Source organism: Cellulomonas sp. S1-8, from assembly GCF_026184235.1.
Lineage (GTDB): Bacteria > Actinomycetota > Actinomycetes > Actinomycetales > Cellulomonadaceae > Cellulomonas.
Map to the genome: position 1 here is coordinate 3,448,197 of NZ_CP110806.1, position 23,459 is coordinate 3,471,655.

Here is a 23,459-nt window from a genome sequence, read left to right on the forward strand (position 1 = left end):
GCTCGCGCAGGTCCCGTCCTCGTCCCCGGACCCTGCGGAGCGTCATGGCCGACCAGCAGCCCGCCGCGGCGGCGCGCGGTGCGCAGCAGCACGCGCGACGCCTGCACGCGGCCGCGTTCTTCGACCTCGACAAGACCATCATCGCGACGTCGTCGGCGACGGCGTTCTCCAAGGGCTTCCTCGCCCAGGGGCTGCTCACGCGCCGCTCGGTCGTCGCGTCCGCGTACGCGCAGCTCGCCTACCTGCTGGGCGGCGCCGACGAGGCGTCCACGGAGCGGCTGCGCGCGGCCCTGGCGCGCACGGTCGTCGGCTGGGACGTCGAGACGGTGTCGACGATCGTGCGCGACACGCTCCACGAGTCGATCGACCCGACCGTGTACGCCGAGGCGGTGGAGCTCATCGCCGCGCACCAGGCGGCCGGGCGCGACGTCGTGGTGGTGTCGGCCTCCGGGTCCGAGGTCGTGGAGCCGATCGCCGCGATGCTCGGCGCCGACGCGTTCGTCGCGACGCGCATGGCCGTGGCCGACGGCCGCTACACGGGGGAGATCGACTTCTACGCGTTCGGCGAGAACAAGGCGGTCGCGATCCGTGAGCTCGCCGCGGCCCGCGGGTACGACCTGGCCGCCAGCTTCGCGTACTCCGACTCCGTGACCGACGCGCCGATGCTGACGGCCGTCGGCCATGGGCACGTCGTCAACCCCGACCGGGCGCTGCGGCGGCTGGCCGCCGAGCACGGCTGGGACGTGCTGACGTTCCGGCGGCCCGTGCCCCTGCGACAGCTCGACACGCAGGTCCGGGTCACGACGGGCGCCGTCCTGGCGGGCGTCGCGGTGGTCGTGGTGCTCGCGTGGTGGTGGCGACGGCGTCGGCGCGGCCGTCCCACCTGACGGTCGGCCGGTCTCACGATGCAGGCGGACGACCCCGCCCACCTGCAACGACGCCACGGACCATTGCCCTGTCGCAGACCCGGGTGTAAGACAGGACCACAACTGAACGACCGAGAGAGCACCCACGCGCAGGATGGCCCACCTATGGGCCGGTCGACCGGGCTGGTCCCGGAGCGACCGCGACGTTGCACGCCTGATCACTCTCCGGCCCTCGGTACGGCGACGGCGTCCTACGAGGCGCCGTCGTTCGTGTCCGGACCCGTCCGGGTCCCGTCGCCGGCCCGCCGGCCCGCCAGCACCTCGTCCGCGACCGTGCGTGCGTGCCCCGCACCCCGCACCACCGCGTCGGCGTACGCGCGGACCCAGTGCGCCACCGCCTCCGGCTCGCCGGTCGCGTACCGCGCGGCCGCCGCCAGGTAGGCCGGTGGCGCGTCCTGCCAGACGACCTCCGGCAGCACCGTCCCCGTCGGGTCGAGCCCCGCGCGGGTCGCCACCAGCCGCGCCGCCGCGCGCGCGACCACGCCGTTGGCACCCGCGAACGGTCGCGCCGTCAGCAGCTCGGCGTGCAGCACGGCCACCACGACGAGCGCAGGCGCCCGGGTCGTCGCGACGTCCCGCAGGATCCCGGCGACGCGGTCCGACGCGTCCCCGGGGGCCGGCGCCACCCCGAGGCCGCGCAGGTCGCCGGGCGGACCGGTGCGGGGGCGGCCGACCTGGTCGTCGGGCAGCACGCCCGCCGCCGCGGCCGCGTGCAGGCGCGCGAGCACCTGGGGCAGCGGCGTCACCGGACCGCCGGCGCGCGCCCCCAGGTCGGGCAGGTGCGTCGCGACCACCGACTGCGCGCGCAGCGCACCCGCGGCGACCGCCTCGGCGCCTCGCCCCGGCGCGGACGTGCCGGTCGCCCACCCGCGCAGCGCCTCGACACCGACGGGCGCTCCGTCCAGCGCCGCGGACGCCGCCACCGCGCGCAGCCCGGACTCGGCCCGCACCTCGCGCCACCGGCGCCGGAACGCCTCGTGCCAGCGCAGCTCCTCGCACGCGGCGCGGGCGGCGTCGACCGCGTCGGCCACCCCGCCCAGCGTGGCGACGGCGGCGAGCGCGTCGCTCACCTCGCGGCCCCGGTGCCCCGGCGTGGGCACGCCGCGACAGGCGGCCTCACGCCGAGAACTCCGCCTCGCCGTGCGCCGGCAGCGCCGCAGCCACCCGCGACGCCATCGACGGCGACATGGCGGGCAGCTCGTCGAGGTCGAACCACCGGGCGTCGGTGTTCTCGCCGTCCGCCGGGAACGGCTCGCCCGAGACCCACCGGCACCGGAACGTGACGTCCAGGTACTGCGACCGGTCGCCGTTCTCGTAGACGACGGGACCGACGACGCTCACCTGGGCGAGGCGTTCCGCCACCACGACGACGTCCGCCTCCTCGAGCGCCTCCCGCACGGCCGCGGCGGCGGGGTCCTCCCCCGGGTCGACGATCCCCGCGACCGGCTCCCACTCGCCGTTGCCGGCGCGGCGCACGAGCAGCAGCAGCGGGCGCGGACCGTCCTCCCGCAGCACGACCGCGGTCGCTCCGGGCAGCCAGAGCAGGTCGTTCCCGATGCGCTCGCGCAGGGCCAGGACGAAGGGCGGGGTGGGCACCCGCCGATGCTACGCGCCGCCTCACGGGCCCCTCAGCACCCCGCCGACCGCAACCTGCCTCCCCTTCCGGGCCTCCGAACGGTGAGCGAGGGTCCGGTCGCGGGAGACGTCGGGGCGTCGGAGGGCGCCCTGGGGCGCTGCAGCCGCCACAATGTCCGTATGGTCTCCGCGCCCTCCGTGTCGTCGTCCATCACCGCCCGGCTGGAGGTGCAGGCCCGGCCCACCGCCGTCTCGGACCTCACCACCGCCATCGAGCGCGCCGGGGGGATCGTCACGGCGCTCGACGTCACCGCGTCGTTCCACGAGACGATGACGGTCGACGTCACGTGCGCGACGCGCGACACCGACCACGCCGCCGACGTCGTCCGCGCCCTGGAGGAGCTCGAGGGCGTCGTCGTCCAGCGCGTCTCCGACCGCACGTTCCTCATGCACCTGGGCGGCAAGCTCTCGATCGAGTCGAAGGTGCCGCTGCGCAACCGCGACGACCTGTCGATGGCGTACACCCCGGGCGTCGCGCGCGTGTGCCAGGCCATCGCCGAGCACCCCGAGGACGCCCGCCGCCTGACCATCAAGCGCAACACGATCGCCGTGGTCACCGACGGCACGGCGGTGCTCGGCATGGGCGACATCGGGCCGCTGGCGGCGCTGCCCGTCATGGAGGGCAAGGCCGTGCTGTTCAAGCGGTTCGCCGACATCGACGCGTTCCCGATCTGCCTCGACACGACCGACGTGGACCGCATCGTCGAGACGGTCGTCGCGATCGCGCCCGTCTTCGCGGGCATCAACCTCGAGGACATCTCCGCGCCGCGGTGCTTCGAGATCGAGCGCCGGCTGCGCGAGGCGCTCGACATCCCCGTCTTCCACGACGACCAGCACGGCACCGCGATCGTCGTCGTCGCCGCGCTGCGCAACGCGCTGCAGGTCGTCGACAAGCGCATCGGTGACGTCCGCGTCGTCATGTCCGGTGCCGGCGCCGCGGGGACGGCGGTGCTCAAGCTGCTGCTCGCCGCGGGGGTGCGCGACGTCGTCGTGGCCGACGTCGCGGGCGTCATCCACCGGGACCGCCCGGGCCTGAGCCCGTCGCTGCGCTGGACGGCCGAGGCGACCAACCACCGCGGTGTCACCGGCACGCTGCGCGACGCGGTCGTCGGCGCCGACGTGTTCATCGGGCTGTCCGCGCCCGACGTGCTCACTGGGCACGACGTGTCGCGCATGGCCCGCGACTCGATCGTCTTCGCGCTCGCCAACCCGCGACCCGAGGTCGACCCGGACGAGGCCGCGCAGCACGCGGCGGTCGTCGGGACGGGCCGCTCGGACTTCGCGAACCAGATCAACAACGTGCTCGCGTTCCCCGGGGTGTTCCGCGGGCTGCTGGACGCGCAGTCGCGCTCCATCACGGAGTCGATGCTGCTGGCTGCGGCGCACGCGCTGGCGTCCGTCGTGCACCCGGACGAGCTCAACCCGACGTATATCGTCCCCAGCGTCTTCAACCCCGAGGCGACGACGGCGGTCGCGGCTGCCGTCCGCGCCGCGGCCGAGGCGGAGGCGGGGCACGTGTCGGCCCGCCCGGAGACGGGTGCGATCGCCACGGTCCGGTACCGCGGGGTCTGACCGCGCCACCCCCGACGCACGCGACCCCGGCGAGGAGTCCTCGCCGGGGTCGCGCCTCGGGTCGTGCCGTGCCGGCGGTCGCCCGCCCGCCCGCGTGCGCCGTGCTCAGCCCTTGACGGAGCCGAGCATGATGCCGGACACGAAGTACCGCTGGACGAACGGGTAGATGCACAGGACGGGGATGATCGTCAGGACCATCGTGACCGCCTGGATGTTCGCCGCGATCTCCGACGTGCTGGACCCGGAGGCCGCCGCGCCCTGGGAGGCCGTCGACGAGGCCCCCGCGATCATGTTGCGCAGGTACAGCGTCACCGGGAACAGCTCCTGCTTGTCGAGGTACAGGAACGCCGCGAACCAGTCGTTCCAGATCGCCACCGAGTAGAACAGGATCATCGTCGCGATGACCGCCTTCGACAGCGGCATGACGATGCGGCGGAAGATCCCCCACCAGCCGAGCCCGTCGATCTGCGCGGCCTCCTCGAGCTCGGAGGGCATGTTCTCGAAGAACGACTTCATGACGAGCAGGTTGAACACCGAGATCGCCCCGGGCAGCACGACCGCCCACATCGTGTTCTTCAGCCCGAGGGTCTGGATGAGCACGTAGTTGGGGATCAGGCCGCCGTTGAAGAACATCGTGAACACGGCGATGCCGATGAGGACGTTCCGACCTCGCAGGGCGCGCCTGGCGAGCACGTAGGCGAGCAGGGTCGTCAGCACCATGGCGATCGTCGTGCCGACGAGCGTGTAGACCACGGTGTTGCGGTACGACGACCAGAAGAGGTCGTTGGCGATGACCACCTGGTAGGTCGTGAGGTTGAAGCCGACGGGCCAGACGTTGACCATGCCGGCCTTCACCGCGCCGGCGCTGCTGAACGACTGCGCGAGCACCGTGACGAACGGGTACAGCATGAACCCGCAGAGCAGGACGAGGAACGTGCCGTTGAACCAGGTGAACGTCTTGTAGCTCTTGGAGTCGCGCGGACCGACGGACATCCCGCCGCCGGAGACCGGCGTCGCCGTGAGTGCGCTCTGGGTCACCACAGGCTTGCTCCTACCACTCGGCGCGACAGGAAGTTCGCGGTGAGGATCATCACGAGGCCGATGATCGCCTGGAACAGTCCGATGGCCGTCGCGTAGCTGAAGTTGTTCGAGACCAGACCCACGCGGTAGAGGTACGTCGAGACGACGTCGGCGGTCTCGTAGGTGAGCGGGTTGTACAGCAGGAGGACCTTCTCGAACCCGACGTTGAGGAACAGGCCGATGTTGAGGATGAGCAGCGTCACCATCGTCGGGCGGATGCCCGGCAGGGTGACGTGCCAGGTCTGGCGCCACCGGTTGGCGCCGTCGATGCGCGCGGCCTCGTAGAGGGACGCGTCGACCGTGGTGAGTGCGGCGAGGTAGAGGATCGTGCCCCACCCGACGGTCTGCCAGATCTCGGACCCGACGTACACCGTGCGGAACCACTCGGCGCGCTGCAGGAACGGGATCGCCTCCCCGCCCACCGCCTCGATGATCTGGTTGACCGTGCCCTGCAGGGACAGCAGCTGCATGAGCATGCCGACGACGATGACGACCGAGAGGAAGTGCGGCAGGTAGGAGATGGACTGCACGACGCGCTTGAACGTGCGGACGCGCACCTCGTTGAGCAGGAGCGCGAGGACGATCGGCAGCGGGAAGCAGAACAGCAGGGTGAGTCCGCCGAGGATCACCGTGTTGGCGAAGACGTTCCAGAAGTTGGGGTCGTTGAGGAAGAGCTCGACATAGCGCATCCCGACCCACTCGTCGCCGAAGATGCTGCCGCCCGGCCGGAAGCGTCGGAACGCGATGATGTTGCCGAACATCGGCACGTACCGGAACAACAGGAGGAAAAGCACGGGGACCAGGGCCATGGCGTAGAGCACCCAGTCGCGGCGCAACGTGTGCCGCCACCCGATCTTGCGTACCGGGGGTCGCGCCTTCTTGCCGGTGTCCTCACGGTCCGCCGCGAGGGGGACCGTTCCCGCGGGTGGCGCCTGGACCGTGGTCGCGAGTGCGTCGCCCGCCGCGTGAGCAGCGCTCATCTCTCACTCCTTCGTGAGCGGATCGGTGGCCCGGTGGGCCGGCCCTGCGAGGGGCCGGCCCACCTGGCCTCGTCGAGCGTGGACTCAGCCGTCGTTCCCTGCGGCGCGCTCAGCGGCGCCGTTGATGAGATCCATGTAGCCCGACAGACCCTGGCCCTCGAGCTGGGTCACGAAGTCGTCCCACTCGGCGAGGTCGCGCTGCCCGAGGATGAACCCGAGCGTCGCCGTGTCCACCGAGTCCTTGAGCGGGGTCCCCAGCAGCGAGGCCTGCTCGAGCTCGACCTCGTCGAGCGGGTGCGGCGGGAACGGGTCCCGCGGCGTGCGCGTCGTCTGCACCGAGTCGATGTACTCGACGAACGCCGGGACGTTGTAGGACTCCTTGAGCGCGCGCGACTCGGTCGACCCGGCGAAGACGTCGTTGGCGAAACCGAGGTCCTTCTTGAGGTCGATCGTGCCGGACGGGTTCAGGTTGAGGCCGGCGAACGTGATGTCGGGCTCCAGCGTGTAGGCGCCATCGGCGTCCTTCGTGTGGTGCTCGCCCTCGACGCCCCACTGGATCAGCTCGCGGGCCTCGGGGTTGTAGTACAGCCAGTCGGTGAACCCGAGCAGGTCGCAGAAGTTCGGGTCGTTCACCGCGTCGGCGGTGAGCATGAACCCGTTCCAGAAGTTGCGCGGCTCGACGAAGTCGCCGGCCGGTCCGGCCGGGGGCGCGATCTGGACGAGCTCGTAGTCCGTGACACCCGCGGCGTCGAGCGCCGTCGAGAACTCCTGGACCGTCCACGAGCCACCCGAGGCCGCGAAGACCTGCTCGGCCGCGAACTTCTCGGTGACCGTGCCGCCGCCGTCGTCGGCCGCCGTGAAGGACTCGGTGTCGAGCAGACCGGCCTCGGTCAGCCCGTTGAAGTACGTGACCATGTCCTTGTAGCCGTCGGTCGTCGCGGCGTAGACGAACTCGCCCGCGTCCTCGTCCCACCAGGCGCCGTCGCCGAAGCCCCAGCCACCGACCGTGCCGAAGGCGTGGGCGGCGTAGTTGATCATCGACTGGCCCTCGAAGCCGTCGGCCAGCGGCGTGCTGTCCGGGTACTTGGCCTTGATGAGCTCCATGCCCTCCTGGAGGTCTTCCCAGGTCTCGGGCGCCGGGGCGCCGACCTCGTCGAAGATGTCCTTGCGGATGATCAGCGTGAAGACGGGGACGGAGACCTCCTGGAGGCCCGGCGTCATGTAGTACTTGCCGTCCTCCTGGCGCAGGTCGTCGACCATGTCGACGAGGTCCCACTCCTCGCTGTACTTCTTGAAGTTCGGCATGTAGTCGGCGTAGTCGCTCAGCGGGACGACCGCACCGGACGCCGCGAACTGGCGCTCCTCACCCGTGTAGACGAGCGGGATGATCTGCGGCGCGTCGCCGGCGCTGATGAGCAGGCTGCGCTTCTCGGTCGCGTCGCTGAACGGGATGTTCGTGAGGTTGAGCTTGACGTTGGTGCGCTCCTCGATCTCGTCGAAGAACTCCCACGTGTCGGTGATCGGGAAGTCGGCCCAGTCCGTCCACAGCAGGGAGAACTCGCGCGGCTCCGCAGCCTTCCAGGGCTCGTCCGCGACCGCCTCGGTCGTGCACTCCAGGTCCGCGGCCTCACCGTCGGCGTTGGTCGTCCCGCCGTCGTCACCGCTGCTGCAGGCGGCGAGCGCGAGCGCACCCACCAACGTCAGCGCACCAGCGGTGCGCGCCGAGCGCATCCGCCGTCCTGCCAGATATCCCGCACGTGCCATCAGGGCTCTCCTCTTCGAGATCCGTCCCAGGCCACGACCCGGGGGGTGTTAGCAGGGCTCGAGCACCGGCGCTGCCGTCGTCGTGCAGCGCCGACTCCGGCCTCCGGAGGGCAACACTGCCACCGGGCGCCAGATTTATCGAGATGCACCAGGATTAACGATACATCTGCTGATGAGCCGGGACGCTATGCGGCCCCCTGGGTGCTGGTCAAGTGTCCTATCCGGTCGTTATCGGATCGACGCCAACCCGAGATCGGGGACGGGCACCTTCGTCCCACGTGCACCGCCTGAGCAGGGGCGACCATGGAGGCGTGCTCACCATCCCCGAGGCTGCTGCCGCGCACGCCGACGCCGCCGTGCACAAGGTCGTCCTGACCCGCACACCCGGGCTGTTCCTGGTCCGGACCATGCTCGCCGGAGCGTACATCGGCATCGGCGTGCTGGTCATGGCCACCGCCGGTGGACCGCTCACGGTCGCGGGCTCCCCCTGGGCGCCCCTGGTCAACGGTGCCGTGTTCGGCATCGCCCTGACCATCGTCCTCGTCGCCGGCGGCGAGCTGGCCACGAGCGCCATGATGATCCTCACGCAGGGCGCGATCCTCGGACGCATCGGCTGGGTCCCGGCAGGGGTCACGCTCCTCGCCTGCCTGGGCGGCAACCTGCTGGGCGCTGCGGCGTTCGCCGGGCTGCTCCACGTCTCCGGGGTGCTCGCGCCCGGGACCGCGGGCGGCGAGGCGGTGGCACGGATGATCGCGCACAAGGCCGAGGCCACCACGCTCGAGCTCGTCGTGCGCGGCGTGCTGTGCAACCTCCTGGTCTGCCTCGCCGTGTGGTGCTGGGCCCGCCTGACCAGCGAGATCGCGGGGATCATGGCGGTCTTCGGCTGCGTGCTCGTGTTCATCACCTCGGGTTTCGAGCACGTCGTCGCCAACATGACGACGCTGTCGCTCGGCCTCTACGGCGGCCTGCCGCACGCCACGGTGGCCGAGTTCGCCCGCAACATCGCCGCCGTGGGGCTCGGCAACACCCTCGGCGGTGCGCTGCTGGTCGGCGCGGCGTACGCCTACGGGGTCCGCCGCGTCGCCCCGGCACCGCTCGTCGCCCGGGTCGACGCGGGACGGTCCGCAGCGGTGCCCGCCGGGGTGCCCGTGCGCTGAGCGAGTCCGCGTGCCGAACGGCGCGCGGGCCGTGCGCGCCCTAGCGTGGCTGCCAGGCGTCGCACGACGCGCCACCGCGACCCGAGGAGCACGCGTGAGCACCACGGACCCGAAGCGTCCCGGCGACGGCCCCGGCACGCGTGACGGGACGACCGGGCCGGCCGGCCCCGACGAGCTGGACACCGGCCGCCACGCCGTGCAGCGTCCGACGCCCACACCGCCCGCCCCGGACCCGGCCCCGTACCCCGCCGCACGGGTCTCGCCGCCGTCCGCCACGGCCGCGCCCGGCACGACGCCCGGGCCGCACCCGGACCGCCCCGGGCCCGGCGCGTCCCACGGTGCCGACGCAGCGCAGGACGCGCGCAGGACCGCGTCGCCCGACGACGGCGACGAGGAGCTCTTCCCCGACCCGCACGCACCCCGCACGCCGCACGCCGGCACGCACGTCCTCGGTGCGCTCGTGGGGCTGGTCCTGGCGCCGTTCGCCGTGGGACTGCTGCTGCTCGGGCAGAGCCGGATCCTCGTGGTCCAGGTGGACGGCTGGGACGCGTCCCTGGAGCTGCTGGGCATCGTGCTCGTCAGCTCGGGCGCCGTGCTGCTCGCGGCGCTGCTCGTGCTCGGGCTGTGGAGCGCGGCGGTGCCGCTCACGGCCGGGCTGCTGGTGGCCGCGCTGGGCGGGCTGCAGCTCTACGCCCCGGGGATCGCCCGCATGACGACGCTCGACGTGGTCGGCACGAGCACGTGGGACCGGGCGGTGACCCAGGCGACCGTCGCCGGCACGTCCGGCACGACGATCGTCGCCGGCGTCATGCTGCTGACCGGCGGGGTGACCATCGCCCTCGCGCGGCGCCACGGTGTGCACCTGGGCGAGTTCCGCGAGCGCAACCGGACGACCTGACACGATCCGGTCACCTCCGCGACGGTGCGCCCGGTCGACGACCAGGACTATGGTCCGTCACGAGGACCGCACTGGTCAGCCCACCGTCGCACCGAAGCTGCTGCGTAGGAGACACCGTGACCGAACCGTCTGCCGCCCCCACGACCGACGCCCCGCAGGCCGGCACCGGCCTGGAGAACCTGATGTCCGAGGAACGCCGCTTCCCTCCGACGCCCGAGTTCGCCGCCCAGGCCAACGCCACCCCCGACGCGTACGCGTGGGCGAACGCGGACCGGCCCGGGTTCTGGGCGGACCAGGCGCGCGACCTGCTCACCTGGTCGACGCCGTTCACCCAGACGCTCGACTGGTCGGACGCCCCGTTCGCGCGGTGGTTCGCCGACGGGCGGCTCAACGCGGCGTACAACGCGGTCGACCGGCACGTCGAGGAGGGCCGCGGCGAGCGCGTCGCGCTGCACTTCGAGGGTGAGGGCGGCGACACCCGCACGCTGACGTACGCCGACCTGCTGCGCGAGGTCTCCAAGGCCGCCAACGCGATGGCGGCGCTCGGCGTCGGCACGGGTGACCGCGTCGCGATCTACCTGCCGCTGATCCCGGAGGCGGTCATCACGATGCTCGCGTGCGCCCGGATCGGCGCGCCGCACTCCGTGGTGTTCGGGGGCTTCTCCGCCGAGGCGCTGGTCTCGCGCATCCTCGACGCGGAGGCCAAGCTCGTCGTCACGGCCGACGGCGGGTTCCGGCGCGGCAAGCCGTCGGCGCTCAAGCCGGCCGTCGACGAGGCCCTGGAGAAGGGCGCGCCGAGCGTCGCGCACGTGCTCGTCGTGCGACGCACCGGGCAGCCCGTCGAGTGGACCGAGGGGCGCGACGTCTGGTGGCACGAGGCGGTGGAGGCCGCGTCGTCGCAGCACACGCCGGTCGACGTCGACGCCGAGCACCCGCTGTTCATCCTCTACACGTCCGGCACGACGGGGAAGCCCAAGGGCATCTTCCACACCACGGGCGGCTACCTGACGCAGGCGGCGTACACCCACCTCAACGTGTTCGACCTCAAGCCCGAGACCGACGTGTACTGGTGCACGGCCGACGTCGGCTGGATCACCGGGCACACGTACGTCGTCTACGGGCCGCTCATCAACGGCGCGACCCAGGTCATCTACGAGGGCACGCCGGACACGCCGCACCGCGGGCGCTGGTGGGAGATCGTCCAGAAGTACGGCGTCACGATCCTGTACACCGCCCCCACGGCCATCCGTACGTGCATGAAGTGGGGCGAGGAGATCCCGAGCAAGTTCGACCTGTCGTCGCTGCGCGTGCTCGGGTCGGTGGGTGAGCCCATCAACCCCGAGGCGTGGATGTGGTACCGCCGCGTCATCGGCGCGGACCGCACCCCCATCGTCGACACCTGGTGGCAGACCGAGACGGGCGCGATCATGATCAGCCCGCTGCCGGGCGTCACGGAGTCGAAGCCGGGGTCGGCGCAGGTCCCGCTGCCCGGCATCGCCGCGGACGTCGTGGACGACGACGCCAAGCCCGTGCCGAACGGCGGCGGCGGCTACCTCGTGCTCACCGAACCGTGGCCGTCGATGCTGCGCGGCATCTGGGGCGACCCCGAGCGGTACAAGGACACGTACTGGTCGCGGTTCCGCGGCATCTACTTCGCCGGGGACGGCGCGAAGAAGGACGACGACGGCGACATCTGGCTGCTGGGCCGGGTCGACGACGTCATGAACGTGTCCGGGCACCGGTTGTCGACCACCGAGATCGAGTCGGCCCTGGTCTCGCACCCGTGGGTCGCGGAGGCGGCCGTCGTGGGCGCCACCGACGAGATGACGGGCCAGGCGGTCGTCGCGTTCGTCATCCTGCGCGGCGACGTGGCCGAGGGCAACGCCGCCGACGCCGCGACCGTCCAGGAGACGCTGCGCACGCACGTCGCCAAGGAGATCGGTCCGATCGCCAAGCCGCGGCAGATCCTCGTGGTCGCCGAGCTGCCCAAGACGCGGTCCGGCAAGATCATGCGGCGCCTGCTGCGCGACGTCGCCGAGCACCGCCAGGTCGGCGACGCGACGACGCTCGCGGACTCCTCCGTGATGGACCTCATCGCGCAGGGACTGGCGAAGCCGACGGCTGCGGCGGAGGACTGAGCCGGGTCGGTGGCGGGCCCGGGCCGGGCCCGCCACCGACCCGCGCGATCCGACGTCGAAACGCTTCACCGATGGAGCCGTCCCAGGCCTGCTGATTGTCTGACCGCCGCCCCCCGACGACGCCGCCCCCGCGGCGACCGGGCAGGCGACCGGACAACTCTCGCGGAACGAGGACGTCGATGAAGAGCACCTCCTTGCGTGCGGCCGCTGCGTGCGGCACCGCGCTCCTGGCCCTCGGCGGGATCACCGCCGTGGCCACCGCCGCCACCGCGGCGGACCCCGTCGGCCTGCACGTCTCCGGCACGCGCCTCGTCGAGCAGGACGGCACGCCGTTCGTCGCGCGGGGCGTCAGCCACGCGCACACCTGGTACGCCACGCAGACGCCCACGGCGCTCCCGGCGATCCGCGCCGCCGGTGCCAACGCCGTACGCGTCGTGCTGTCGGGCGGGCGCTGGACCGCCAACGGCGCGTCCGACGTCGCCGCCGTCATCGCGCTGTGCAAGGCCAACCAGCTGGTCTGCATGCTCGAGAACCACGACACCACCGGCAACGGCGAGCAGGCCGGCGCCGTGACCCTCGACGCGGCCGCCCGCTACTGGGTCGGGCTCGCGCCCGTGCTCCAGGGCACCGAGGACTTCATCCAGATCAACATCGGCAACGAGCCCACGGGCAACAACGAGCCGCAGGTCACGGCCTGGACGGCGGACACCGCCGCCGCCATCGCCACGGTCCGCGCCGCCGGGCTGCGCCACAACATCGTCGTCGACGCCCCGAACTGGGGGCAGGACTGGAAGGGCGTGATGCGCGACACCGCCGCGACCGTCGCCGCCGCCGACCCCGAGCGCAACACCCTGTTCTCGGTCCACATGTACGGCGTGTACGCGCAGGCCTCGACCATCACCGCGTACCTCGACGCGTTTGCTGCCAAGGGCCTGCCGCTCGTCATCGGCGAGTTCGGCATCGACCACTCGGACGGCAACCCCGACGAGGCGACGATCATGCGCGAGGCCGTCGCGCGCGGCATCGGCTACTACGGGTGGTCGTGGTCCGGCAACAGCGGCGGCGTCGAGTACCTCGACATGGTCACCGCCTTCGACCCGACGCGGAAGACCGCGTGGGGCACGCTGATCTTCGACGGCGCGAACGGCATCCGGTCGACGGCGCGGACGGCGACGTACTTCTCGGGCGTCACCCCGACCCCGACGCCCACGCCGACGCCGACGCCGACGTCGACGGTCACGCCGACACCGACCCCGACGGTCACGCCCACGGTCACGCCGACACCGACACCGACACCGACCCCCACGGTCACGGCCACCCCGACGCCCACGCCCACGAGCAACCCGGGTGGCGCGTGCACGGCGCGGCTGACGGTCGCGAACGCGTGGCCGGGCGGGTTCCAGGGCACGGTCGACGTCACGGCCGGCGCGACCGCGCTGACCGGCTGGTCCACGTCGTTCACGCTGCCGGCCGGCGCGTCCGTGGCACAGGGCTGGAGCGCCACGTTCTCCGGCACCGGCGGCTCGGTGACGGCGACGAACGCCGCCTGGAACGGTCGCCTGGGCGCGGGTCAGAGCGTCACCTACGGCTTCATCGGCTCCGGCACGGCCCCGACGACCACGGTCCCGGTCACCTGCCGCTGACCCCCCGAGAACGGGGGCGCACAGACGCGCCCCCCCGTGCGGCCCCGCCCTCCCCCTCCGAGAGCGGGGCCGCACCCACGGTTGTGGTCACACCTGTGACCACAACCGCGGGCTGCCACACGAGAACTGCCCACTTCCGGTATGTCCGCGATCCGGAGCGAGCCGACCACAGGGTCGCCGGTCGGACAGAGGGTCCACAGGTGGGAACTCCTCCCCCCACGGGCGGGGCCGTGCCGGTGAGGCTGGCCCGGTGGAACAGCGCAGCGGGGACGACGTCGAGCGGGCAATCGTCGGGAACAGGGCCGGCCCGGGGTGGGTCCGGGTCGCGCACGGGCTCCACCGGCGGCCGGGCTGCGACGACGTCACCGCCTGGCAGACGCTGCTGCCGACGTCCGCGGCGTTCTCCCACCTCACGGCCGCGCAGCTCCACGGGTGGTGGTCACCCGAGCTGCCGCCGGGGCTGCCGGTCCTCGTCGACCAGCCGCGCGCCGACGCGCGCTCCCGCCGCGCGGGGATCCGGGTCACCAGGACGGCGCTGGCCGTCCCGTGGGTCCTGATCGGCGGTGTCCGGGTCGCGACACCCGCCCACACGCTCCTGGCGTGCGCCCGTGACCTGGCGCTGCTCGACCTCGTGGTGCTCGTCGACGCGGCCCTGCGTGCCGGCTGCACCGCCGACGAGATCGCCACCGCCGCCGCGCACGGGAGCAACGGTGCCCCTCGGCTCCGTCGTGCGCTGGCGATGGCCGACGTCCGCAGCGAGTCGCCCTGGGAGACGCTGCTCCGCGTGCTGCACGTGAGCGTGGGCGCGCCCGTCGTCCCGCAGCACGTCGTGCGCACCGCGGACGGTGCGTTCGTCGCGCGCGGCGACCTGTGGTTGCCCGGCACGCGGGTCCTGCACGAGTACGACGGGGCGGTCCACCGCACCGCGCAGACCCACGCCGCCGACCTGCGCCGCGATCGCGCGCTCACCGCCACGGGCTGGACGCGGCGGGGCTACGTCGCGTCGGACCTGTGCCAGAGCCCGGGCACGGTGCTCCGGGACATCGACGCGACCCTCGGGCGGCGGCACCGCCCCGAGCGCATCCGCCGGTGGCTGGCCCTCCTCGCCGCCTCGACGTACTCACCGTCGGGCCGAGCCCGCCTCCAGGCCCGCCTCACAGCCTGACCGCCTCACCGGCTGACCCGAAGATGGGCACTCCTCGGGTCGCTCCAGCCAGAAGTGGGCGCACATGTGACCACTCTGGGCTGCTGTTGCCGGCTACCAGCCCAGGGTGCGGCGGAGGCGGCGGGCGGCCTCCCGGCCCGCACGGGTGGCGCCGATCGTCGACGCGCTGGGCCCGTAGCCGACGAGCTGGACGCGGGGGTCGGCGACGACCTCGGTGCCGTCCATCACGATGCCGCCGCCGGGGGCGCGCAGACCGAGGGGTGCCAGGTGGTCGAGGGACGCACGGAAGCCGGTGGCCCACAGGATCGTGCGGGCCGCGACCGACGACGGCCCGTCGACCCAGCCCTCGACGCCCGGCGCTCCGCCCTCCCACACCACGCCGTCGGGGACGATGCGCGTGAACGCCGGCCGCGCGCGGAGCACGCCCGCCTCGATGCCGGCGCGGTACGCGGGAGTCAGCGGCAGCCCGGTCACGGACACCACCGAGCCCGGCGGACGCCCGGTACGCACGCGCTCCTCGACGACGGAGACGGCCTCGCGGCCCAGCTCGGGCGTGAACTCCTCGTCGATCCACACGGGTGGTCGGCGGGTCACCCAGGTGGTCGACGTGACCTGCGCGACCTGCAGCAGCAGCTGCACGGCCGACGTGCCGCCGCCGACCACCACGACGTGCCCGTCGGCGAGGTCGGCCGCGGTGCGGAAGTCGCGCGTGTGCAGCTGGCGCCCGCGGAACTGCGCGCGTCCCGGGTAGGCGGGCCAGAACGGCCGGGCCCACGTGCCCGACGCGTTGACGAGTCCCCGCGCGGACCACACGACGGCCTCGTCCGGGTGGTCCACGTGCCGGGTCGTCACGTGGAACCGCGACCCGTCGGCGGCGGCGACCCGCTCGACGCGCGTCACACGCACGGGGCGCTGCACGTTGAGCCCGAAGGCCTCCTCGTACTGCGCGAAGTAGTAGGGCACGGCGTCGGCGGCCGGCTCCGCGGGGTCCGCGATCGTCAGGGGCATGCCCGGCAGGTCGTGGACGCGGTGCGCGTCCGCCATCGTCAGCGAGCGCCACCGGTGCTGCCACGCGCCGCCCGCGCGGGGGTTGTCGTCCAGCACGACGTACGTCCCGCGCGCGGCCTCCCAGCCGGCCGACCCGACGGGCACGAGGCCCGTGCGGTGCAGGTGGTACGCGCTGGACAGCCCGGCCTGGCCGGCCCCCACCACGACCACGTCGACCTCGACCGTGCGCGGGCCGCGCGGGGTCCGCAGGGCGCGTCGACCGCTCGCGGCTGGGGTGGCGACGGGGGGGCGGTCCATGACGCGCCCACGCTACCGGCTGCCACCCGGGACGCGGGCCGGTGCGCGAGGCCCGCCCTCCCGCCCCGGCGACCCGGATCACCCGGCCGTGCGACCCCGACCCCTGGCCCACGTGATGGGATGGACGCATGTCGTCCGACATCGAGGTCCCGACGTCGCTCGCGGCGGTCACCGGGCCGTTGCCCCCCGCGCAGGCCGACGCGGTGCGCTCGCTGCACCACGCGGCCGCGCGCCACGACGGCGTCCCCCCGCTGTCGGAGCAGCCGCTGCTGTGGCTGACCGACGAGGAGGCGCCCGTCGTGCACCTCCTCGCGTACCAGGGGCCCGCCGACGAGCCCGCGGACGAGCACGACGCCACGCCCGCCGACACCCACGGCGATGCGCCGGCCGACGGGCTCGTCGGGTACGCGCAGCTCGACGTGGGCAGCTCGACGACCGTGCGTGCCGAGCTCGTCGTCGCCCCCGCGCACCGCCGTCGGGGCGTCGCGCGGGCTCTGCTGGAGCGTGCCGCGTCCGAGGCGGCGACCGTCCCGGAGCGTCGGCTGCACGTGTGGGCGCACGGCGACCTGCCGGCGGCCCGCGCGGCCGCCGCCACGACGGGCCTGGTCGTCGTGCGCGAGCTGTGGCGCATGGCCGTCGACCTGACGCAGCACCCGCCCGCCGACGCACCGCTGCCGCACGGCGTGCAGGTGCGCACGTTCGTCCCGGGGCAGGACGAGGACGCGTGGCGGCGCGTCAACGCGCGCGCCTTCGCGCACCATCCCGAGCAGGGCCGGATGACGTCGGCGGACCTGCGGGCGCGCGAGTCCGAGCCGTGGTTCGACCCGGCCGGCTTCCTGCTGGCCGAGCGGGACGGCCAGCTCCTCGGCTCGGTGTGGACCAAGGTGCACCCGGCGGGCGACGCCCCGGACGCCGGACCCGACGAGCAGGTCGGCGAGATCTACGTCGTCGGCGTCGACCCGGACGCGCAGGGCCTGGGGATGGGCCGCGCCCTGACGTCGCTCGGGCTGGCGTACCTGCGCGACCGCGGGCTGCGGACCGTGATCCTGTACACGGGCGCGGAGAACACGGTCGCGGTGCACACCTACGAGCGGGCCGGTTTCACCCGCGCCGCCGCCGACGTGATGTACGGCCCGCCGGCCCCCGGCAGCCCCGCCGGGGGCGTCCCCCTCGTCCAGGTGAACGACGACGACACGACGTGTTCATCCGACGATGCCACGATGGGCACATGACCGACGCCACCGCGATCGACCCTGCGCTCGCCGAGCGCATCGCCGAGCACGTGGAGTCCGCCGAGGACCCCACGCGCCCGGCGGACGAAGCCTTGCCGGACGACCGCTTCCTCGACCGTGAGCTCTCCTGGTTGGCCTTCAACCAACGGGTCCTCGAGCTCGCCGAGGACGCCGACCTCCCCCTGCTGGAACGCGTGCGCTTCCTCGCGATCTTCGCGTCCAACCTCGACGAGTTCTTCATGGTGCGCGTCGCGGGCCTCAAGCGGCGCATCGCGACGGGCATCGCGGTCACCGCGGCGTCGGGGCTCTCGCCCCGCAAGGTCCTCGAGGCGATCAGCGAGCGGGCGCGGGCGCTCATGGAGCGCCACGCGCAGGTCCTCGTGGAGGACATCAAGCCGGCGCTCGCGGCCGAGGGCATCACGATCGTCCGCTGGGACGACCTGGGCGACGCCGAGCAGGACCGGCTGCACAAGTACTTCCGCCGCCAGATGTTCCCCGTCCTGACCCCGCTCGCGGTGGACCCGGCGCACCCCTTCCCGTACATCTCGGGGCTGTCGCTGAACCTCGCGGTCAGCGTCGTGAACCCGGTGAGCGGCAAGGAGCACTTCGCGCGCGTCAAGGTGCCGCCGCTGCTGCCGCGGTACATCGCGGTCGACGCCGCGGGACGGCCGTCGGCCCCCGTGCCGCAGACCGCGGCGCCGGACCGCGGCCCGATGTCGTTCGTCCCCGTCGAGGACGTCATCGCCCAGCACCTCGACATGCTGTTCCCCGGCATGGAGGTCCGCGAGTTCCACACGTTCCGCATCACGCGCAACGAGGACGTGGAGGTCGAGGAGGACGACGCCGAGAACCTGCTCAAGGCGATGGAGAAGGAGCTGCTGCGTCGCCGGTTCGGCCCGCCGGTGCGCCTGGAGATCGCCGAGGGTATCAGCCCGCGGGTGCGCAAGCTGCTGATCCGCGAGCTCGGCATGTCCGAGGACGACGTCTACGAGCTCCCGGCCCCGCTGGACCACACCGGCCTGAACCTCATCGCCGACCTGGACCGCTCCGAGCTGCAGTTCCCGCGGTTCGTCCCGGCGACGCACCGGTACCTCTCGGAGGTCGAGTCCGCGACGCCGACGGACGTGTTCGCGGCGATCCGCGCGCACGACATCCTGCTGCACCACCCGTACGACTCGTTCTCGACGTCCGTGCAGACGTTCCTCGAGCAGGCCGCGTCGGACCCGCACGTGCTCGCCATCAAGCAGACGCTGTACCGCACGTCGGGCGACTCCCCCATCGTCGACGCCCTCATCGACGCCGCGCAGGCGGGCAAGCAGGTGCTCGCGCTCGTCGAGATCAAGGCGCGGTTCGACGAGCAGAACAACATCTCGTGGGCGCGCAAGCTCGAGCAGGCGGGCGTGCACGTCGTGTACGGGATCGTCGGGCTCAAGACGCACTGCAAGCTGTCCCTCGTCGTGCGGCAGGAGGCCGACGGGCTGCGCCGCTACAGCCACGTCGGCACGGGCAACTACCACCCGAAGACCGCGCGCCTGTACACCGACCTGGGGCTGCTGACGGCCGACCCGGACGTCGGCCAGGACCTCACGCGGCTGTTCAACCAGCTGTCGGGCTACGCGCCGAAGTCCCGGTTCCACCGCCTGCTCGTCGCGCCGCGGTCGGTGCGCACGGGCCTGCTGGAGCGCATCGAGCGCGAGTCCGCGGCAGCGCGGCGCGGCGAGACGGCGTGGATCCGGATCAAGGTCAACTCGATGGTCGACGAGGCGATCATCGACGCGCTGTACCGCGCGTCCCAGGCGGGCGTGCCGGTCGACATCAACGTGCGCGGCATCTGCGCGTTGCGTCCCGGTGTCCCGGGGCTCTCCGAGACGATCCGGGTGCACTCGATCCTGGGACGTTTCCTCGAGCACTCCCGGGTCTTCGCGTTCGCGCACGCGACCCCGTCCGAGGAGGACACGTTCGACGGGCCGGAGGTGTACATCGGCTCCGCGGACCTCATGCACCGCAACCTGGACCGCCGGGTCGAGGCGCTCGTCCGCGTGGCGGAGCCGGCGCAGGTCACCGAGCTCGTCGGGTACCTCGAGGAGTCGATGGACGACGGCACGTCGTCGTGGCGCCTGCGTCCCGACGGCGAGTGGGTGCGCCACCACGTCGGCCCGGACGGACCGCTCGTGGACCTGCAGGAGGTGCTGATCCACCGTCAGAGGCGTCGGCGGGGCGCCACCCGGTGAAGGCGGCGGCCGTCGAGCCCGTCGTGGCCGCGGGCGCTCTCGTCTGGCGCGTGCGCGCGACGCGCCTGCAGGTGGCGCTCGTGCACCGCCCGCGGTACCGCGACTGGTCGTGGCCCAAGGGCAAGCTCGAGCCGGGTGAGCTCGCGCCCGTCGCGGCCGTGCGGGAGGTCGAGGAGGAGACGGGGATGTCCGTCGTCCTGGGCCTGCCGCTGCCCGGCCTGGAGTACGGGCTGGCGGACGGTCGCGACAAGGTGGTGCACTACTGGGCCGCACGGCAGGCGGGGCGCGGCGACGACGCCCCGTTGCGGGCACGGCCACCGGTGCCGCACGCCGACCGCGCGGAGATCGACCACTGGGAGTGGTTCGACGTGCCGGAGGCCGGACGTCGGCTGACGCGCCGCGCGGACCGCGAACCGCTGGACGCGCTGGCCGAGGCGCACGACAAGGGTCGACTCGACACCCGCGCGGTCGTCGTCGCGCGGCACGGCCAGGCCCGCAAGCGCCACCTGTGGGGCGGCACCGAGGACGACCGGCCCCTGACGGGCCTGGGCCTGCGGCAGGCGGCCGCGATCACCCCGGTGCTGGCCGCCTTCGGCGTCGCGCGCATCGTGACGAGCCGGTGGGAGCGCTGCGCGGCGACCGTCGCGCCGTACGCGGCGGCGGCGGGGCTGGAGCCGGACGTCGCGGACGTCCTGACGGAGTCGCAGCACGAGGAGTCCCCGGGGCGTGTAGCCGCGGCGGTGCGCGCGGTGATGGACACCCGTCAGGACACCGTGCTGTGCACGCACCGTCCCGTCCTGCCGACGGTCCTGGACGTGCTGTCCGCGCACAGTCCCCGCCCGGTCGCGGACTCGCTCCCGGTCGACAACCCGTTCCTGTCGCCGGGCGAGGTGCTCGTCGCGCACGCGGGCGAGACGCCGCGGGGCGTCCGGGTGCTCGCGGTCGAGCGGCACCGGTCGTCCGTGACGGCGGACTGAGACCCACCTCGTCGGCGCGCGCCCACCGACGCGCGTCCTCAGCCCAGGATCGGGTGCAGCACCCAGAACACGACGGCGGCGACCGAGGCGGCGGCGGGGATCGTGAGGATCCACGCACCGGCGATGTTCTTGGCGACGCCCCACCGCACGGCCGACAGCCGCTTGGTCGCGCCGACGCCCATGATCGCGGACGTGATGGTGTGCGTCGTCGAGACCGGCGCGTGCAGCGCGAACGCGTTCACGTACAGGACGACGGCCGACACGGACTCGGCGACGAAGCCCCGCGCGGGGTCGAGCTCGATGATCTTGCGCCCGAGCGTGCGCATGATGCGCCACCCGCCGGCGTAGGTGCCGAGCGAGATCGCGGCGGCGGCGGCGAGCTTGACCCACAGGGGGATGCCGTCGTCCGGGCTGGCCCAGCCCGCGGTGAGCAGCGCCAGGTAGATGACGCCCATGGTCTTCTGCGCGTCCTGCAGGCCGTGGCCCAGCGCCATCGCCGCGGCGGACACGGTCTGCGCGATGCGGAAGCGGCGGTTGACCTTGCTCGGTGCGCGGTTGCGGATGATCCACAGCAGCCCCGCCATGACGAGGAACGCGAGGAGGAACCCGATGAGCGGGGAGAAGATCATCGGCAGGACGACCTTCTCGAGGATCGCCGAGCCGAAGATGCCGAACCCGGCGGCAAGCCCCGCACCGACGAGCCCGCCGATGAGGGCGTGCGTCGACGACGACGGCAGCCCGTACCACCAGGTGATCAGGTTCCAGGTGATCGCCCCGACGAGCGCGCACAGCACGACGACGAGCGCCGAGTGCGGCGGTGCGTCCTGCAGGTTGACGATGGACGTCGCGATGGTCTCGGCGACCTCCGTGCCCAGCAGGGCGCCCGTGAAGTTCATCACCGCGGCCATGATCAGCGCGGCGCGGGGCGTCAGCGCCCGTGTCGAGACGGACGTCGCGATCGCGTTCGCGGCGTCGTGGAAGCCGTTCGTGTAGTCGAACCCGAGGGCGAGCGCGACCACGAAGACGACGAGCACAGGTTCCACGGGCGCTCAGGACTCCTTGAGCGCGATCGTCTCGACCGTGTTGGCCACCTTCTCGAACGCGTCGGCCGCGTCCTCGAGCTTCTCGACGATCTCCTTGAGCTTCATGAGCAGGATCGGGTCGGCGATCTCGTCGAACATCTGCGCGAGCAGCTTGCGGTGCGACTTGTCGGCCTGGTTCTCGAGGCGGTTCACCTCGACCCAGTACTCCTGCAGCGAGTCCATGGAGCGCAGCCGGGGCATGGCCTCGGCGGTGAGCTCGGCGGCGCGCTGGAGCACCTGGATCTGGTCCGAGACCCGCGCCGGGAGCTCGTCGACCTTGTACAGGACGATGAGGTCGGACGCCTCGTCCATGTAGTCCATGCAGTCGTCCAGCGCGGAGGCGAGGTTGTAGATGTCGTCGCGGTCGAACGGGGTGACGAAGGTCTTGTTCAGACGCCGCATGATCGTGTGCGTCGCGTCGTCCGCGTCGTGCTCCGCCGCGGCCATCCGCTTGTTGAGCTCCTTGCGGGTGGCGCGGTCGGCGCCGAGCATCTCGGCCAGCAGGTTCGCGCCGGTCACGAGGTGAGCGGCGGATGCGGCGAAGAGGTCGAAGAACGAGGTGTCGCGCGGTGTGAGGCGCAGGCGCACGGAAGGCTCCGGGTCATCGACTGGTGGCAGCACCTCGGGGGACCGAGGCGCCGCCCAGCCTAACGGCCGGTGAACAGCCGATGTGCCGGACCCACGTCTCATACGCCGCGACGCGGGTCTCATGTGCCGCGACGCACACCGGGCAGCGCTGCGGGTGAGCGACGCCGGGCCGGAGCGCCTGACGGCGCGAGGCCGCTCGAGGCGGCTGATGATGGAGCCCGGGGCTACCGACCCGACGTCGCCCCTTCATTGTACGCGGCGGACCTACTCCAGCCGATCCGCCCGCCACAGCTGGGCGGCGTGCGCGAGGTCCTCGGCCGTGCGGACCAGGGACGCGGCGCCGCGCGTCTGCCGGGCGGCGGCACCGGGGTCGAGGACGTCGAGGTGGTCCGCGTCGAAGGCCGCGCCGGTGGCCAGGACCTGGCAGAACGCCGCGGCACGCTCGAGGGCCACCGCGAGGTCCCCGGTGTACACGCCCGACAGCACGGCGTCCGCGACGGCACGCACGTCGTCCGGTCCCGGGGTGTCGACGACACCGGCGACCACGTCGTGCACGGGTGCCGCCGCGACGCCCTGGCGGTACCGGTCCGCGACCGTCGTCGGGTCGCGGCGCACCCACTCCCGCAGCACGTACAGGCGCCACAGGGCCCCCGGCAACGTGTCCGGCGGGCTGTCCGCCCACATCGCCGCGACCACGTCGAGCCCCTCGGTCTCGACGAGCGCGACGAGCCGCGCGACCACCCCGGGGTCCGCGCTCGCGCGGCCGTGCTGCACGAGCGCGTTGGCGGTCGTGTGCGCGATCTCGTCGCGCACGGTCGGGTCGAGCTCGCCCGGGAGCTCGTCGGCCAGCGCCGGGTCGACCACCAGCGGCCGATGGTGCCGTCGCCTGCCCGACCCGCCGCCCGCACCGGGGTCGCCCCCGCCCGTCCCGCCCGCACCCGTCCCGTCGACGCTCACCGCGGCATGATCCCTCGCCGACGTCCGGACCACCACCCGCAGGCCCCGTCCGGCGGTGGCGGTGGGGGTGGGTGGGTGAAACACGGTTGCCCTGGGTAACGATTCAACGTAGGGTTGCCTTAAGCAACT

19 protein-coding genes are annotated in these 23,459 nt (G+C 73.0%); 10 read left to right on the top strand and 9 right to left on the bottom strand.

Annotated elements, in window-relative coordinates; all coding sequences use genetic code 11:
• The first annotated feature begins 44 nt into the window (after nucleotides 1-44).
• On the top strand, nucleotides 45-887 hold the full coding sequence (locus OKX07_RS15600; RefSeq protein WP_265628908.1) for an HAD family hydrolase: 843 nt from the start codon (nucleotides 45-47) through the stop codon (nucleotides 885-887).
• Nucleotides 888-1,117: 230 nt separating this feature from the next.
• Here the strand turns inward: OKX07_RS15600 and OKX07_RS15605 are convergent, their stop codons facing one another.
• The gene (locus OKX07_RS15605) at nucleotides 1,118-1,996 is read right to left on the bottom strand and encodes a Fic family protein (protein ID WP_265628909.1); all 879 of its coding nucleotides are present in this window, start codon (nucleotides 1,994-1,996) and stop codon (nucleotides 1,118-1,120) included.
• Between the two features lie 46 nt (nucleotides 1,997-2,042).
• Entirely contained in the window at nucleotides 2,043-2,522 is a 480-nt protein-coding gene (locus OKX07_RS15610) for an NUDIX hydrolase (protein ID WP_265628910.1), read from the bottom strand.
• A 159-nt stretch (nucleotides 2,523-2,681) separates the two neighbouring features.
• On the opposite strand from OKX07_RS15610, the gene OKX07_RS15615 reads away from it, so the two are divergent.
• On the top strand, nucleotides 2,682-4,133 hold the full coding sequence (locus tag OKX07_RS15615) for an NAD-dependent malic enzyme (RefSeq protein WP_265628911.1): 1,452 nt from the start codon (nucleotides 2,682-2,684) through the stop codon (nucleotides 4,131-4,133).
• A 105-nt stretch (nucleotides 4,134-4,238) separates the two neighbouring features.
• Here the strand turns inward: OKX07_RS15615 and OKX07_RS15620 are convergent, their stop codons facing one another.
• The 3 genes from OKX07_RS15620 to OKX07_RS15630 all read right to left on the bottom strand — a co-directional run bounded on the left by OKX07_RS15620 (nucleotide 4,239) and on the right by OKX07_RS15630 (nucleotide 7,957).
• Nucleotides 4,239-5,126 (bottom strand): carbohydrate ABC transporter permease, encoded by an 888-nt coding sequence (locus OKX07_RS15620; RefSeq protein ID WP_265631938.1) that lies wholly within the window; start codon nucleotides 5,124-5,126, stop codon nucleotides 4,239-4,241.
• 41 nt (nucleotides 5,127-5,167) lie between these two features.
• Nucleotides 5,168-6,193: an ABC transporter permease gene (locus OKX07_RS15625; protein ID WP_265628912.1), complete on the bottom strand. Its 1,026-nt coding sequence runs from the start codon at nucleotides 6,191-6,193 to the stop codon at nucleotides 5,168-5,170.
• Nucleotides 6,194-6,277: 84 nt separating this feature from the next.
• Entirely contained in the window at nucleotides 6,278-7,957 is a 1,680-nt protein-coding gene (locus OKX07_RS15630) for an extracellular solute-binding protein (RefSeq protein ID WP_265628913.1), read from the bottom strand.
• A gap of 311 nt (nucleotides 7,958-8,268) precedes the next feature.
• On the opposite strand from OKX07_RS15630, the gene OKX07_RS15635 reads away from it, so the two are divergent.
• The 5 genes from OKX07_RS15635 (at nucleotide 8,269) to OKX07_RS15655 (ending at nucleotide 14,958) form a co-directional block, all read left to right on the top strand.
• On the top strand, nucleotides 8,269-9,114 hold the full coding sequence (locus OKX07_RS15635; protein WP_265628914.1) for a formate/nitrite transporter family protein: 846 nt from the start codon (nucleotides 8,269-8,271) through the stop codon (nucleotides 9,112-9,114).
• Nucleotides 9,115-9,208: 94 nt separating this feature from the next.
• Nucleotides 9,209-10,012, top strand: a complete 804-nt coding sequence (locus OKX07_RS15640; protein WP_265628915.1) for a hypothetical protein — start codon at nucleotides 9,209-9,211, stop codon at nucleotides 10,010-10,012.
• A gap of 182 nt (nucleotides 10,013-10,194) precedes the next feature.
• Nucleotides 10,195-12,150: an acetate--CoA ligase gene (acs, locus tag OKX07_RS15645; protein WP_265631939.1), complete on the top strand. Its 1,956-nt coding sequence runs from the start codon at nucleotides 10,195-10,197 to the stop codon at nucleotides 12,148-12,150.
• Nucleotides 12,151-12,329: 179 nt separating this feature from the next.
• Entirely contained in the window at nucleotides 12,330-13,793 is a 1,464-nt protein-coding gene (locus OKX07_RS15650; RefSeq protein ID WP_265628916.1) for a cellulase family glycosylhydrolase, read from the top strand.
• Between the two features lie 250 nt (nucleotides 13,794-14,043).
• Nucleotides 14,044-14,958: a hypothetical protein gene (locus OKX07_RS15655; protein ID WP_265628917.1), complete on the top strand. Its 915-nt coding sequence runs from the start codon at nucleotides 14,044-14,046 to the stop codon at nucleotides 14,956-14,958.
• Between the two features lie 93 nt (nucleotides 14,959-15,051).
• On the opposite strand, the gene OKX07_RS15660 is transcribed toward OKX07_RS15655, so the two are convergent.
• Nucleotides 15,052-16,263 carry an NAD(P)-binding domain-containing protein gene (locus tag OKX07_RS15660; protein ID WP_265628918.1) on the bottom strand — a complete coding sequence of 404 codons (1,212 nt, stop codon included), beginning with the start codon at nucleotides 16,261-16,263 and terminating at the stop codon, nucleotides 15,052-15,054.
• A gap of 128 nt (nucleotides 16,264-16,391) precedes the next feature.
• Here OKX07_RS15660 and mshD point away from each other — a divergent pair, with 128 nt between their 5' ends.
• From mshD to OKX07_RS15675, 3 genes are read left to right on the top strand one after another with little or no spacing between them, the layout of a single operon-like run.
• Entirely contained in the window at nucleotides 16,392-17,495 is a 1,104-nt protein-coding gene (mshD, locus tag OKX07_RS15665; protein WP_265628919.1) for a mycothiol synthase, read from the top strand.
• Nucleotides 17,492-19,726 (top strand): RNA degradosome polyphosphate kinase, encoded by a 2,235-nt coding sequence (locus OKX07_RS15670; protein ID WP_265628920.1) that lies wholly within the window; start codon nucleotides 17,492-17,494, stop codon nucleotides 19,724-19,726. The genes mshD and OKX07_RS15670 overlap by 4 nt, the downstream gene beginning before the upstream one ends.
• 23 nt (nucleotides 19,727-19,749) lie before the next feature.
• Nucleotides 19,750-20,703 (top strand): NUDIX hydrolase, encoded by a 954-nt coding sequence (locus tag OKX07_RS15675; RefSeq protein ID WP_265628921.1) that lies wholly within the window; start codon nucleotides 19,750-19,752, stop codon nucleotides 20,701-20,703.
• A 38-nt stretch (nucleotides 20,704-20,741) separates the two neighbouring features.
• Here the strand turns inward: OKX07_RS15675 and OKX07_RS15680 are convergent, their stop codons facing one another.
• From OKX07_RS15680 to OKX07_RS15690, 3 genes are all read right to left on the bottom strand, one after another.
• Nucleotides 20,742-21,746 (bottom strand): inorganic phosphate transporter, encoded by a 1,005-nt coding sequence (locus OKX07_RS15680; RefSeq protein WP_265628922.1) that lies wholly within the window; start codon nucleotides 21,744-21,746, stop codon nucleotides 20,742-20,744.
• Nucleotides 21,747-21,752: 6 nt separating this feature from the next.
• Complete coding sequence (locus tag OKX07_RS15685) at nucleotides 21,753-22,373, bottom strand: DUF47 domain-containing protein (protein ID WP_265628923.1); 621 nt, start codon at nucleotides 22,371-22,373, stop codon at nucleotides 21,753-21,755.
• Nucleotides 22,374-22,637: 264 nt separating this feature from the next.
• A complete protein-coding gene (locus OKX07_RS15690) occupies nucleotides 22,638-23,237 on the bottom strand; it encodes a hypothetical protein (protein ID WP_265631940.1) in 600 nt (199 codons plus the stop codon).
• Nucleotides 23,238-23,459 lie beyond the last annotated feature (222 nt).

Bases quoted from the DNA above. Each gene is read 5' to 3' on its own strand.
- OKX07_RS15600 (WP_265628908.1), top strand. From the start codon at position 45: ATGGCCGACCAGCAGCCCGCCGCGGCGGCGCGCGGTGCGCAGCAGCAC.
- OKX07_RS15615 (WP_265628911.1), top strand. From the start codon at position 2,682: ATGGTCTCCGCGCCCTCCGTGTCGTCGTCCATCACCGCCCGGCTGGAG.
- OKX07_RS15620 (WP_265631938.1), bottom strand. From the start codon at position 5,126: ATGTCCGTCGGTCCGCGCGACTCCAAGAGCTACAAGACGTTCACCTGG.
- OKX07_RS15625 (WP_265628912.1), bottom strand. From the start codon at position 6,193: ATGAGCGCTGCTCACGCGGCGGGCGACGCACTCGCGACCACGGTCCAG.
- OKX07_RS15630 (WP_265628913.1), bottom strand. From the start codon at position 7,957: ATGGCACGTGCGGGATATCTGGCAGGACGGCGGATGCGCTCGGCGCGC.
- acs (WP_265631939.1), top strand. From the start codon at position 10,195: ATGTCCGAGGAACGCCGCTTCCCTCCGACGCCCGAGTTCGCCGCCCAG.
- OKX07_RS15650 (WP_265628916.1), top strand. From the start codon at position 12,330: ATGAAGAGCACCTCCTTGCGTGCGGCCGCTGCGTGCGGCACCGCGCTC.
- OKX07_RS15660 (WP_265628918.1), bottom strand. From the start codon at position 16,263: ATGGACCGCCCCCCCGTCGCCACCCCAGCCGCGAGCGGTCGACGCGCC.
- mshD (WP_265628919.1), top strand. From the start codon at position 16,392: ATGTCGTCCGACATCGAGGTCCCGACGTCGCTCGCGGCGGTCACCGGG.
- OKX07_RS15670 (WP_265628920.1), top strand. From the start codon at position 17,492: ATGACCGACGCCACCGCGATCGACCCTGCGCTCGCCGAGCGCATCGCC.